11 protein-coding genes and 1 pseudogene are annotated in these 13,497 nt (G+C 50.5%); 4 read left to right on the top strand and 8 right to left on the bottom strand.

Features of this window, described 5'->3' with window-relative positions:
- Positions 1 to 98 precede the first annotated feature (98 nt).
- A pseudogene (locus ACOTZP_RS19255) lies at positions 99 to 572 on the top strand (tyrosine-type recombinase/integrase); the annotation flags it as partial.
- A 214-nt stretch (positions 573 to 786) separates the two neighbouring features.
- Here the strand turns inward: ACOTZP_RS19255 and ACOTZP_RS19250 are convergent.
- From ACOTZP_RS19250 to ACOTZP_RS19230, 5 genes are all read right to left on the bottom strand, one after another.
- A complete protein-coding gene (locus tag ACOTZP_RS19250) occupies positions 787 to 1,197 on the bottom strand; it encodes an ASCH domain-containing protein (protein WP_271075198.1) in 411 nt (136 codons plus the stop codon).
- Positions 1,198 to 1,483: 286 nt separating this feature from the next.
- The gene (locus ACOTZP_RS19245; RefSeq protein ID WP_421633766.1) at positions 1,484 to 2,257 is read right to left on the bottom strand and encodes an IclR family transcriptional regulator; all 774 of its coding nucleotides are present in this window, start codon (positions 2,255 to 2,257) and stop codon (positions 1,484 to 1,486) included.
- Positions 2,258 to 2,375: 118 nt separating this feature from the next.
- Entirely contained in the window at positions 2,376 to 3,677 is a 1,302-nt protein-coding gene (locus tag ACOTZP_RS19240) for an MFS transporter (protein WP_271075197.1), read from the bottom strand.
- A 106-nt stretch (positions 3,678 to 3,783) separates the two neighbouring features.
- A complete protein-coding gene (locus ACOTZP_RS19235) occupies positions 3,784 to 4,986 on the bottom strand; it encodes a CaiB/BaiF CoA transferase family protein (protein ID WP_271075196.1) in 1,203 nt (400 codons plus the stop codon).
- Entirely contained in the window at positions 4,986 to 5,924 is a 939-nt protein-coding gene (locus ACOTZP_RS19230; protein WP_063163748.1) for a hydroxymethylglutaryl-CoA lyase, read from the bottom strand. The genes ACOTZP_RS19235 and ACOTZP_RS19230 overlap by 1 nt, the downstream gene beginning before the upstream one ends.
- A 233-nt stretch (positions 5,925 to 6,157) precedes the next feature.
- Here ACOTZP_RS19230 and ACOTZP_RS19225 point away from each other — a divergent pair, with 233 nt between their 5' ends.
- Both ACOTZP_RS19225 and ACOTZP_RS19220 read left to right on the top strand, forming a co-directional pair.
- Positions 6,158 to 7,084, top strand: coding sequence for an SMP-30/gluconolactonase/LRE family protein (locus ACOTZP_RS19225; protein ID WP_271075195.1), 927 nt, complete (start codon positions 6,158 to 6,160; stop codon positions 7,082 to 7,084).
- A gap of 183 nt (positions 7,085 to 7,267) precedes the next feature.
- Entirely contained in the window at positions 7,268 to 8,548 is a 1,281-nt protein-coding gene (locus ACOTZP_RS19220; RefSeq protein WP_063152672.1) for a CitMHS family transporter, read from the top strand.
- Between the two features lie 272 nt (positions 8,549 to 8,820).
- Here the strand turns inward: ACOTZP_RS19220 and ACOTZP_RS19215 are convergent, their stop codons facing one another.
- The 3 genes from ACOTZP_RS19215 to otnK form a co-directional block, all read right to left on the bottom strand.
- A complete protein-coding gene (locus tag ACOTZP_RS19215; RefSeq protein WP_271075199.1) occupies positions 8,821 to 10,134 on the bottom strand; it encodes an SLC13 family permease in 1,314 nt (437 codons plus the stop codon).
- A 69-nt stretch (positions 10,135 to 10,203) separates the two neighbouring features.
- The gene (locus ACOTZP_RS19210; RefSeq protein WP_063152671.1) at positions 10,204 to 10,842 is read right to left on the bottom strand and encodes an aldolase; all 639 of its coding nucleotides are present in this window, start codon (positions 10,840 to 10,842) and stop codon (positions 10,204 to 10,206) included.
- Positions 10,835 to 12,094, bottom strand: a complete 1,260-nt coding sequence (gene otnK, locus ACOTZP_RS19205) for a 3-oxo-tetronate kinase (RefSeq protein ID WP_271075194.1) — start codon at positions 12,092 to 12,094, stop codon at positions 10,835 to 10,837. The genes ACOTZP_RS19210 and otnK overlap by 8 nt, the downstream gene beginning before the upstream one ends.
- Before the next feature lie 323 nt (positions 12,095 to 12,417).
- On the opposite strand from otnK, the gene ACOTZP_RS19200 reads away from it, so the two are divergent.
- Entirely contained in the window at positions 12,418 to 13,488 is a 1,071-nt protein-coding gene (locus ACOTZP_RS19200) for an isocitrate/isopropylmalate dehydrogenase family protein (RefSeq protein ID WP_155024969.1), read from the top strand.
- The last annotated feature ends 9 nt before the right edge of the window (positions 13,489 to 13,497 follow it).

Raw genomic sequence — 13,497 nt, 5'->3', positions numbered from 1 at the left:
AGCTCGCTCAGGCCGCATGACTATAACGGTGGGTTACCGCCAAACGAATCGGAAAACCGATACTGGAAAAAATCTAAAGCCGTGGCCAGTTTTAGTTGACCACTACACTCCGGGGTGCTTTCTGGAGTGAGTTTGAACTTGAAAAAGCGGTGTGGGAAATACCTGCCGAGCGTATGAAGATGAAACGGCCCCATCTTGTCCCCCTTTCTACCCAAGCGCTGGAAATCGTACAGCAGCTCAAAGTGATGACTGGGCAATATCCTCTGGTGTTTCCTGGGAGAAATGATCCCCGCAAAACGATGAGCGAAGCGAGTATAAATCAGGTGTTCAAGCGGATTGGATATACGGGGAAGGTAACGGGGCATGGTTTCCGCCACACGATGAGTACGATTTTGCATGAGGAAGGGTTCAATACGGCGTGGATTGAGACGCAGCTGGCTCACGTTGATAAGAATGCGATGCGTGGAACATACAACCATGCTCAGTACCTTGAAGGGCGTAGGGAGATGATGCAGTGGTATGCGGATCATCTCAGTCAGTTAGGAAAATGTGGACTCATACTTGCCTCATGACAGTGATTTTTTTAGAAGGGCACGGTAAAAACTCAAATTGAACTCCGCCTTAATGGCGGAGTTCAATTCTAGGGCATTTCTTTTTTTGCATGGGGCTGGATTCATACTTTGTTCAGTGAAGTTAATTCTTCTTCTGCAGAATCTGAGGGTCAGCTAAGTGCCAGGAGCGGACATTGTTATTAATAGCAGCAGACGCCAGCCGGACTCTCTCGTCTTACAGCACTTCAACCACTTCAAATTCTTCTGCGATCAACTCCATATCTTTAGAAAAATGACCTTCGCGGGTAAAAAATCGCTGATGCTCATTTCGCCAGTATTGAAGGCTTAAATCGCCTTCACCTTCTTTGCGGGCAAACTCCTCAGTCACATCACAAAAACGCACCAGTCGCATTGAAACCAGCCGGGTCACGCAGATCGGGGCATTCAGGCCATCAAGGATAATGTTATAGCTTCCAATCCTCGGGGCAGACTTTTCTTGCTGGTAAGAGGCAAAGGATCCGCAGGAGGCCGTTTTAATCCCTTTTTTAATCAGGTCCGCAAGCTCGCTGGCCAGTTCCGGGCTGTCTCCCATTTGCCAGGCATCTGCGCCTGGATACTTTACTTTTAATACCTCAACAGTAGCCATTAAGAGCCCTTTTTAATCGTCGATGAAAAATGTCATACAGAGTTTTAACATGAACTTTCCGGACATTAACATTGATGCTTTCCCTCTGCTACTTTGTCCGCTCTTCGCTCATAGCGGACCTTGGTAATGCATAAGAATACAGGTATTAGAGCGTGTAAGTCTTAGTTATTTAATATAATAACAGGCGATAAAAAATGTGCACAGGTTTACTTCATAAAATATATCAATAAGATAATCATCATTTGATATTTTTGTGTTCAGAATATCAAATGTATTTTGGCGCTTTCTACCCTGACAATTTTTTCCGGGCTTCGACCAGTAAAGAATAATCTCCACCGAGTTCTTTGGATGTATGTATAGCGCACTGAAAGAGGGGGCTCAGAATGTTTCTGATGCTTTGTGGCGTGAATCTCTCCTTGGGTCCTGAGAGCGTTAGTGCGCCCTGTAAAACCCCCTCTACTCCGAAAACTGGCACCGATACTGACGCGGTTTCAGGATCTCGCTCACCGTAAGACTCTGCCCATAATTTTTCCCTGACTTCATCAAAAATTGGATCGTCGGTATAGGTAAACGCACTTAATATTTTCCCCGACGCCCCGTACTTCACAGAGAAGCGATCGCCTTCACGTATTGAGACACGAACTGCCCGTCGCGGTTCTACGCGGTACAGAATGACCCGCCAGTCATTGTCCATGATGTAAAATGATGATGTTTCACCGCTGAGGTCTGAAAGATGTTCCAGGTGTGGCAGCAATACATCCCGTAAGCGGAATGATGCCTGATAGAGAGATGACAGTCTGAGCGGCTCAGGCCCGATACAGTAGCGGCCATCAGCGGATTTACGAACAAAGCCTGCTTTTTCAAGCGAGCTTAATAGTCGAAGAATAGTGCTTTTATAAAAGCCGGTCCGCCGCGCTATTTCTGCAAGCGTCAGTTGGGAGGCATCTTTATCAAATACAGCCAGAATGGCAAACGCGCGATCTACTGCTGCAGCGCCGCTTTCGGTTGCCGGTTTTTTTCCGGCTGGATCTTTACCCGGTGCGCTTTTATCGTTTGTCATACAGACCTCATAAGGTGAAGAAAAGCCCCTGAAAGCCGGGGCGAATTGTTCATAACTTAATGAACACAATAAGTAATTACAAGGTCAAACTCAGGGTATTTAGGGAGAAATGCCGTTATCAGTCGGTGCGTAAAAATTCTGCTTCTGCTGGCTGGTCCCGCATCATAAACATCAGTAGAAGCGCCAGAAATGCTGAAAACATGATAATACATCCCATAAGCATCATCCCTGCGCTGAATGAGTGTGTCACTTCTTTTGCCATGCCCATCAGGAAAGGGCCCGCGAATCCGCCAAAAGCGCCAATGGAATTAATGAGAGCAATGCCGCCAGCTGCCGCCTGTCCGCTCAGAAATTTACCGGGCAACGTATAAAAAATAGTTTTTGCCGAAATGGTGCCTACCAGTGCGAGCGTAATGCCCAGCATTGCAGGCAGCAAACTGTTTACATACAGAGACAGCATGAGTGAAATCGCAGCCAGGATGAGCGCGAAAATAAGGTGAAGCGCCCCTCTACCCGACTTATCAACCAGACGTGCCCAATAAATAAGCCCGATCGTCGAAAAGAAATAGGGTATTGCCGCCACCCAGCCTATCAACGAAGTTTCAATTCCTTTGGCTTTGAGCATCTGAGGCAGCCATATACCTATGCCGTAGGTTCCCAGGGTAAAGCTGAAGGTAATGCCGCTTAAAAGCCAGACGCGGACATCTTTGAGGGCTGCATTAAAATGCTCATTTTTTTTTGTGACAGCCTGTTCAGCCTTCATAAGGTGCACAAACGTTGCTTTCTCTTCAGGCGTAAGCCAGCGGGCATCTTCAGGACGGTTAGCAAGATAGCGGAGCGTCAGAACGCCCAGTACACAAGCGGGCAGACCTTCAATGATAAACATCCATTGCCAGCCATCCAGGCCAAGAAAACCATGCAACTGCAGCAGGCTGGTTGATAAAGGCCCGCCGATAAGGAAAGACACGGGGGTAGCTACCGTAAACCAGGCCAGCACGCGGGTTCTGAACTGAATGGGAAACCAGATACTCAGAAAGAATATGACACCCGGGAAAAAACCGGCTTCAGCAACGCCCAGCATAAAGCGAAGAATATAAAAGCTCCATGGTCCGGTCACCAGTGCCATGGCTGAAGCAACGAGGCCCCACGTAATCATAATTCTTGCAAGCCAGACGCGCGCACCAAAGCGATACATGGCAAGGTTGCTTGGCACCTCACACAGGCAATAACCGACAAACATAATTCCCGCACCCAGGCCAAACTGTGCAGCCGACAGGCCAAGCTGCGAGCTCATTTGTAAGGCTGCGTATCCCACGCTGGTACGATCAAGATAGTTGAAGAAATAAGCCAGACCCAGAAGCGGAATAAGCCGCCAGGCTGCTTTAATTAATATGCGATTCTCTTCGGAAGTCAGCGGCATGGTGCCGCTCCGGATATTCACTGCAGGGTGCGATGTTGCTGACATACAGTGCCTCAATGTAGATACAGACATGGATAATTTGCCCGCGTCTGCGGGCTGATTATTATTAAATTGGAGAGGAAATGACGCCGCGTTCTTCCAGACGCTCTATCGCATCTGATGTATAACCCAGCTCTTCAAGAATTGATGCCGAGTCACGACCAACTTCAGGCACGTTGATGCGCGCTCCGAAACGCTGTCCGTCCATCTCAAAAGGAAGCATGGGAATACTGACTTCGGTTCCGTCTGGCAGCGTAACCCCGGTCATCCCGCCAGACTCGTTGAGATGTATATCCTCAAAAAGATCGTCCGGGCGGCGAATCGGAGAGAATGGCAGGCCAAATTGTTCACATAGTGCCATAACGTCCTGTTTAGGCATTGTCAGCACATGTTCCCTGATAACCGGCATAATCCGGTCGCGGGCCTGAACGCGCTGAGTGTTTGTAGTAAGTCCTTCATCCACAGCGAAATCATGCATGCCAAAGGCTTCACAGAATACTTTCCACTGCGTATCACTCACCACGCCAATAAACACCTGCTCGTTTTCGCGCGTGGTAAATACATCATAGACAGCCCATGCAGACAGCCGGCTGGGCATGGGGGCAGCAGATTTACCCGTTACGGCCTTTTGCATCATGTGCTGGGCAACCAGGAAGGCTGAGTTCTCATAGAGTCCCGTCTGCACGAATTGTCCCTTCCCGCTTTGGCCACGCTGCAGCAGAGCAGCAAGAATGGTTATTGCGCTGAACATTCCGCCCATGACATCGTTCACCGACGCGCCTGCCCGCAGCGGGCGCCCCTCCGGACCCGTCATATATGCAAGACCAGTCATCATCTGCACCACTTCATCCAGCGCCGTCCGGTTCTCATAAGGACCAGGCAGAAAGCCTTTCATTGAGCTGTAAATGATATCGGGCTTAATGGCTTTGACGGCCTCATAGCCAAGACCTATCTTTTCCATGGCACCCGGACGGAAATTTTCAGTAAATACATCGGCCGTAGCAATCAGCTTTTTAACAACTTCCAGGCCTTCAACTGATTTAACATCGATTGCCAGGCTTTTCTTGTTCCGGTTATACGTCATCCAGTATCCCGCGCCTGATCCCGTCAAACGCCTGGTATTATCTCCTCTCGGTGCTGGCTCAATTTTAATGACTTCTGCGCCAAGATCGGCCAACAGCAGGCCGCAGGTCGGCCCCATCACCATATGAACAAACTCAATGACGCGGACGCCTTCCAGGGGAAGTTTTTTCTCATTCTGAACAGACATTATTTTCTACCTGCATAGTGAAAGTTTTTTCCAACCCCGGCATCGGGAATAAAACCGTAGAGTTGCTCTCCGGGTAACCCGCGTTTAAGCGTTTCACGAGCCATTATCAGCTTGTCTATATCCACGCCAGTACGAAGCCCCATTGATTCGAGCAGATAGACGAGATCTTCCGTAACAATATTGCCCGATGCGCCGGGCGCGTACGGGCATCCACCAATACCGCCGAGCGAAGCGTCAAATGTGGTTACGCCTGCATCCAGCGCAGCAAGAACGTTTGCCAACCCCTGCCCCCGGGTATTATGAAAATGTGCGCTGCCGGCCAGATCGCCGACCTCTTCTTTCAGCCTGCGGAAAAGCCGCTTTACCTGGACCGGCGTCCCGTAACCTACGGTATCAGCGAGTCCGACCTCATCAACGCCCAGCTCAGCCATGATGCTGGCAATACGGAGAACGTTATCTTCGTGGACCACGCCCTGTATGGTGCAACCAAATACGGTAGAAAGGCCTGCTTCCACCTCTACCCCGGGATAGTTTTCATTGCGAAAGGCGATGATTTTTTCCACTTCTGCGAAAATCTGGTCATGGGTTTTATTCACATTTGAGAGCGAATGTGGCTCGCTGACTGAAACCGGGATGGTGACTTTCTGTGCCCCTGATTTGAATGCTGCCTCTGCTCCGCGCAGGTTCGGAACTAGCGCGGTAACAAACAGATCCGGCAGCGTACGGGCATACCCGACGATCTCGCCCGTATCAGCCATCTGGGGCAGAAGCGTCTGTGAAACAAAAGAGCCAACTTCAATTTCCTTCAACCCGGCTGAGGCTAAATCCCTGACCCACTGCTTTTTCAGGTCAGTCGGCATGACCCCAGAAACGCTCTGCAGTCCGTCCCGCGGGCCCACTTCACTGATGAGAATATCTATATTGCTGTTATGGCTCATTGGCTCTGCTCCGGTATGGTCAGGTGAACCTGCATCACATTTTTTGCGTTCTGCCTGACGAAACATTGTTCTGTTATAATTTTGTTGTAATTTGTTAAGGTGTCAATCAGCGTTTAACACCACGGTTTATTACTGCGAGTTAAATCACATTGATAAACGTGTGCGCTGGAATGATTTCAGAGGGGTTAAGTACCTTATTCGACAAGATATTTTTTTATCAGGATTGAATATTTATGAGCCTATTTACGGCGCCATCAGCAAGAAAATGCAAAATTTTCAGTAGCATGCCTGAAAACTTTTATCGTAATGGTGATTCAGACTGGGTCCGGGCAAATAAGCCTGGACAGAAGATAACGGCATTCATAGAAGGGCCCGCTTTTGACCGGAACGGGGACCTTTATGTTACGGACATTCCTTATGGCAGGATTTTCAGAATTGATCAGCTAGGCGTATGGTCTCTAGTAGTCGAATATAATGGGTGGCCCAATGGTCTGGCTTTTCACCGCGATGGCCGCCTTTTCATCGCAGACTACAGGCGGGGCATACTGGCACTCAACCCGTCCTCACCTGATGTTTCCCCCATACTTACACACATACGAAGCGAGAGTTTTAAAGGGGTGAACGACCTGTTTTTTGACGAGTCCGGACGGCTTTATTTTACCGATCAGGGACAGACGGGCATGCAGGACCCAACCGGGCGCGTTTATCGCTTTGAACCTGAAGCAAACAGGATTGAATGCCTTTTATCAAACGGACCTAGTCCGAACGGGCTGCTTCTGGACCATGAAGGAAAGGCGCTGCTGGTTGCCATGACGCGGGGCAATGCCGTCTGGCGGCTGCCTGTTACTGAGCATGGCCCCTCGTCAAAAGTGGGCATTTTTACTGCCATGGCAGGAGGCGTCAGCGGTGCAGATGGCATGGGGCTTGATGCGGAAGGTAACGTATACGTATGCGATGCGGGCCACGGATGCGTATGGATTTTCAGCCGCTATGGCGTGCCGCTTTTCCGATATGACAGCTGTACCGGTGGCCGTATGCTTACTAATATCGCATTCGGCGGCCAGGATAATGCCACCGCATTCGTAACGGATTCTTCTACCGGCACCATTCAACAATTTCCCGCCCTCGCACCCGGCCGTAGGTTATTTTCTCACACCTGAAAACCAGAGCATGCCGATGAAGGCATGCTCACAATTCCATCAAAAATTCGATCCGGCTCAATAATATTACATTTTGTTTACAACCTTTCTTGACGCCTGGCTCTCTTCACCGCAACAGTTAACACCAATAAAACAAAATGTTGTTCTATCTAGCAGAACGCAATGAAAGGTTAAGAAGGTGCAATTGTGACAATATTAAGCTACCTCATGATAGGCGTGTTCATGTTCCTGATCATGACTCGCAGAATGTCAGCTCTGCTTGCATTAATCCTTGTGCCGCTGTTTTTCGCTGTTGTGGCAGGCTTCCATGCGGAGCTGGGAAAAATGATGATAGATGGTGTTAAGCTGCTTGCCCCCACTGGTGTCATGCTGACTTTTGCCATCCTGTATTTTTGTGTCATGACCGACGCCGGACTGTTCGATCCTTTTATCCGGCTCATTGTCCGTATCGTAAAAGGCGATCCGCTTAAGGTATTAGTAGGCACCGCTATCCTGGGTATCAGCGTGGCACTTGATGGCGACGGAGCAACCACCTATCTCATCTGTACGGCAGCCCTGCTTCCACTTTATCGCCGGCTGGGAATTAAACTTCAGTACATGGCCACTGTGCTGTTGCTTTCTATCGGAGTAATGAACATGCTTCCCTGGGGAGGGCCTACGGCGCGCGCCGCCAGCGCCATGAAAGTAGACGTTGGTGATCTCTTTATGTTGCTTCTGCCCGTTATGCTCTGCGGTCTCGCCTGGGTAATGCTGGTTGCCGTTATTTTTGGACTACGCGAACGTCGCCGGCTTGGTGTAATTGAAATCGATCTGAGCGAAGAGACCGAACAGCGTACCTCCGTAACCAATTACCGTTATCTTTTCAACTCTGCGCTGACCATTGCCCTTCTGGTTATGTTAATTCTGGGCATTTTGCCTATGGCTACACTTTTCATGATTGCCTTTGCGCTGGCGATGTTGGTGAATTTCCCTGATCTCAAGCGTCAGAAGGAACTCCTTGCCAAACATGCAGAAAACGTGCTTGCCATTGTTTCTCTGATTTTTGCGGCAGGTATTTTTACCGGCATACTTTCAGGTACTGGCATGGTTGATGCCATGTCTAACAGTCTTGTGCAGTCACTACCAGCCTCGGCTGGGCCCTGGATTGCCATTCTTACGGCGCTGATCAGCATGCCGTTTACATTTTTCATGACAAACGACGCCTTCTATTTCGGCGTGTTGCCTATTCTCGCGCAAACAGGCGCCAGCTATGGGTTCTCGCCTATGCAAATGGCGATTGCTTCGTTGATTGGACAACCGGTTCACCTACTCAGCCCGCTCGTTGCGTCAACTTACCTGCTTGTCGGGATTCTCGACCTGGATTATGGGTTGAATCAGCGCGCAAGCCTTAAGTGGGCGGTGGGAACCGTACTATGCATGCTGGCAGGTGCGATAGTGCTCGGCATATTGCCGCTGCATAGCTAACTGGATAAGAAGCATTAATCGGCTACTAAAGGGTAAACCGAGAACCGGAGAAAGCAGATATACAAGAAAGAATTGTTGTTGGCATATCTCAGAAAGGAGGGCATTACCTGATGCGCGGATATTATTCGAAGGGGAGTATTGAATGGACTTGAAAACGAGACCGACGACCTATTCATTGGCAAGATGAATATACTGGTAAATCTGTAAGGACAGATATTATTCTGTCCCTTTATTTACACGCTATGTTCTATAAGACTGAAAATATGTCAATCTCATACAGGTATCGTTCCGATTACCAGTGCTGCGACGAGTGTGCAGACGCTCATAATCCACACCTTAGCCATCGAGTGCCGGATATGCTCGTCAACGCGTAAATTAAGCAGGCTCAGCCCGAGATGCGTGGCCGGGATGACGGGGCTCAGCAGCAAGCCAATCTGCTCGGTGATAAGCATGGCGATGGTGACGTGCAGAGGCGACACGCCGAAGCTCTGCCCCAGCCCGACCGCGAGAGGCAACAGCGCAAAGTAGAACGCATCGGAACCTATCAGAATCACAATCGGCACGCTGAAGGCCGCGAGAATAAGATATAGATAGGGCCCCAGGCTGGTGGGGAAGATGTCGGCAATCTCGTTCACCAACACTTTTATAATGCCTGTGTTTTGCAGAATACCGACAAATACGCCGATAGTTAAAAAGATGACGATCACCGGGAATATCGTCAGGGCGTACTCTTTGATTTTTTGTTGCGCAGTCTTCGTATCGGGATAATTAATAATAACCGCCAGCGAGAAGGCGATCATAAACAGATAATTCCCGGCAACCAGGCCGGATACCAGAATAACAATGGTGGCGATGACTAAAGCAAAATTGAGCTTCAGCAGCCAGGGATGATGAACGGTTTTACAGGTCAGCATATCGGCCCGCATAAGATGAAACTCATCCGGGGAAATACCCGAGCCGCTTCTGTTTTCGACCCTCGCCATAAACCAGCAAAGAATAACCCCCAGTACAAACAGAATTGCCTGTAACGGGATCAGCCGGTAATAGACGTCCAGAATATCCAGATGCGTCACCGCAATCGCTCTGTTGAGCGAGCCGCCCCAAGGGGTGATCCCGGTGACGCCCACACCCACGGTGATTAGCAGTAACAGCGTCTTTTTGCTGATGTTCATCTTTTCATAAATGGGCAGCAGGGCGGGCACCGTTACCAGCAGGGTGGCATAGGCATTCCCGTCAAGGCTGCAAATGGAGGCGATCACCAGGGTGGCGAGTAAGACGGAGAAGGTCGACGGCGTAATGAACCGCAGAATAAAGCGCACGATCACGTCGAACACGCCGGCTTCTTTCATCAGGGTGAAAAACATGGCGCTGAAGGCAACGAGCGTTGCCGTTCCGACGACAGATTTCAACCCCTGAGCGACATAGTCGCCTAACTCTTTAAAACCGAAACCACAGACTAATGCGGCGGCGGTAGGCAGAAGTATAAATAAGATGCTGGGGGGGAATATGTTTTTCAGAAGACACCAGGTTAATATAATAAACATAACTATCCCGGTGATAAGCATAAGAGACATAGGCGACCTTATTATAATTTTGGTTACACAGGCAGGGCAAACCCTGCGTAATAAATTAACGCAGGGCGTTCTTACTCTCAGTTACTTCATATTAAATGTGGCGTTAAGCTCGTCGACATTTTCCTGAGTCAGGGTATTCATGCCAAAGGGTTTAAGCATGAAATACAGTTTTGCCGTCTCCTCTAACTCTTCGGCATTAAATACCGCCTCGCGGATATTTTTGCCTGAAATAATAGGACCGTGATTGGCTAAAAGAATGGCGTTATGTTCCGCCGCCAGTTTTTCAACGTGCTCTGCGATCAGCGGTGAACCCGGGCGAATGTAAGGCACCACCGGCAATTTACCCACCCGCATCACGTAATAGGGGGTAATTGGCGGCAGGGCATTTTCAGGGTCGATGCCTGGCAGGCACGACAGGGCGGTGAGCCAGGGAGAGTGCAGATGAACGATGCCGCCACAGTGTGGGCGCTGACGGTACATTGCAAGGTGCATCAGCACCTCTTTAGAGGCTTTCTGGCCGGACAGCAGCTCTCCCTGCATGGTGACTTTGCTCAGCTCGTCTGCATCGAGGTCGCCAAAGCTGGAGTTAGTGGGCGTCGCCAGAATATTACCGTCCGGCAGTTTCAGGCTGATATTGCCCGCGCCGCCGCTGCTGTATCCGCGCTCAAACATGGAACGTGCATAGCGAACCATATCCTCTCTTAACTGTTTTTCACTCATGATAATGTTCCTGTGCTTTCTGGAAGAAATCCTGGCTGCCAAAGTTCCCGGATTTGAGGATCACCCACTGCTGTTTGTTGAGGACCTGGGTCCAGGGCACGCCCGGCGCGACCGGTTCACCAATAACCATCCCCTCAATGTTCAATCCCTGCGTCACCGCGCCCGAAGTTTCGCCCCCCGCGACGATAAACTTGTTAAAGCCAGCCCGGGTCAGCGACTGGGCCAGCGAAGAGAAGAAGGTTTCAATCCGGTCGCTGACGTATTCAGCCCCGTAGTGCTTCTGGATCAGCTCAATGATTTGCGGCGGCTGGGTGGCGTAGACCATCGGTGCCAGAGGCTCACCGGCATGGGCGATCGCCCATTGCGCCACGAACTCCAGATAGGCGGGATCGTGAATGATTTTTTCCACATCCAGCGCCAGAGAGGAGGCGCGCTGCTGATAGAAATCCACCTGTTGATTGGTCATGGTGGAACAGCTGCCTGAGAGCACCACGCTGGCGCCGCTGGCATCAATGTGCATAGCCTGTTTTCCGGACAAGGTGCTCTGCTCATCCAGGGTGGCGATGGCGTAACCCAGCCCGGCGGCACCGGTCACCAGCGGGAAGTTCGCGGTAGCCCGGGCGACAGTCAGCAGATCCTGATTATCAAGGACGTCGAAGATGAAATAACGGGCTTTGTTCGCCAGCTCTTTTTCCATCTCAGACGCTATGTCATCCGGGTGGTTTTTCACCTTATCCAGATTAATCATCCCGCACAGCCCCACGGACTGCGCCTCCATCAGCTTTTTCAGGGAGGAGTGTTTCATCGGCGTGACGGGATGATGTTCCATGCCGCTTTCATTAAGCAGCTCACCCTTAACGAACAAATGGCCGTGCACAATCGTGCGGCCATTATCCGGTACCGCCGGGCAGACGAGGGTGGCGGGCGTATTTAAGAACTTCATCAGCGCATCAGTCACCGGGCCGATATTGCCCTGAGCGGTCGAGTCAAAGGTGGAGCAATATTTAAAGAGCTGTCGCTGGCACCCCTGCGCCTTTAGCCAGGCCGAGGCCGATAACGACTGCTCCACCGCCTCGTTGACCGGGATAGAGCGGCTCTTTAGGGCAATCACGATGGCATCCGTATCCTGCGTGTCGAAAACGCCCGTGGGCACGCCATTAAAAAGCACCACCTTCCAGCCTGCGTTGACCATAAAACTGGCTATGTCTGTGGCCCCGGTAAAGTCGTCGGCGATAACGCCTAACTTAGTCATGTTCATTCCTCTGAAACCCGTTGATGGGGTTATACTGCTTTTATGTGTTTATAAATGCAAATGTGGTGATTGTTAAAACGTGGTTAAGATCACACTTTTCCGCCGATTCAGAGATCTCATATGCCTGTCAGCCATAAACGTTGCAGTGCAACAATAACAGGTGCTTGTGGCCGCAAAAATCGCTGTCCGCAAGTGCATGAAAGGTAAACAAAATGCTAAATCAAAAAAGCTTTATCAGATAAATGTGATCGCCATCACCTTGTGTTAGGTGCATTTATTGATATAAAAATGCAATCGAAAGCAAACAACCTATTGGAGTTTTTATGCGCATTCTGGTTCTGCCATGTGACGGTATCGGTCCTGAAATCACTTCAGCCGCAGTAACAGTGCTGAATTCACTGGATAAAGCCTTCGGCCTGGATTTTGAATTTGACTACGAAGATGTGGGCTTCAAGAGCCTGGAAAAATATGGCACCACGCTTCGTCAGGAGTCGTTAGACAAAGCGAAAACCTACGATGGCATCATTCTCGGTACCCAGTCCCACGCGGACTATCCAGCACCTGAAAAGGGTGGCCGTAACGTCTCAGCGGGCTTCCGTATCGGTCTGGACCTGTATGCGAACGTTCGCCCGGCCCGCACGCGTCCATTCCTGACGTCGAACATGAAAGAAGGCAAAACCATGGATCTGGTGATCATGCGTGAAGCCACAGAAGGTTTTTACCCGGATCGTAATATGACGCGCGGCTGGGGTGAGGTAATGCCGAGCCCGGATATGGCGCTGTCTACCCGCAAAATCACCCGTCATTGCTCTGAGCGTATTGCGCGTAAAGCCTTTGAGCTGGCGATGCAGCGTAAGAAAAAAGTGACGGCTATCCACAAGGCCAACAGCTTCCATATGACGGATGGTCTGTTCCTGGAAGCGGTGCGCACCGTGGCGAAAGAGTTCCCGGAAGTGCAGCTGGATGACCTGCTGGTGGATGCGTCCACTGCGCACCTGGTGCGTAACCCGGAACGCTTTGACGTGCTGGTTGCTACCAACTTCTACGGCGACATCATCAGCGATCTGGCAAGCGAACTCTCCGGAAGCCTGGGCTTAGCGGGCTCCATTATGGCCAGCGATACCCATTGCTGTGCGCAGGCGCAGCACGGTTCCGCGCCGGATATTCAGAACCAGGATAAAGCTAACCCGGTTTCGATGATCCTCTCCGCAGCAATGATGCTGGCCTGGTATGCCGAGAAGCATAACCAGCCGAAATTCCTGAAAGCGGCGGATGAGATCAACCGTGCGGTGGACGAAGTGCTGGAGAACCCGGCGACCCGCACTCCGGATCTGGGTGGCACATGCGGCACCAAAGCCTTTGCTGAAAAAGTGGCAGCGGCTATTCGCGCCTGAGCATGAGTT

It is taken from the genome of Enterobacter cloacae complex sp. SYL001 (assembly GCF_049237025.1).
Taxonomy (GTDB): domain Bacteria; phylum Pseudomonadota; class Gammaproteobacteria; order Enterobacterales; family Enterobacteriaceae; genus Enterobacter; species Enterobacter intestinihominis.
The sequence above is the reverse complement of the archived record's forward strand: the minus strand, read 5'-3'. Positions and strand labels throughout refer to the sequence as shown.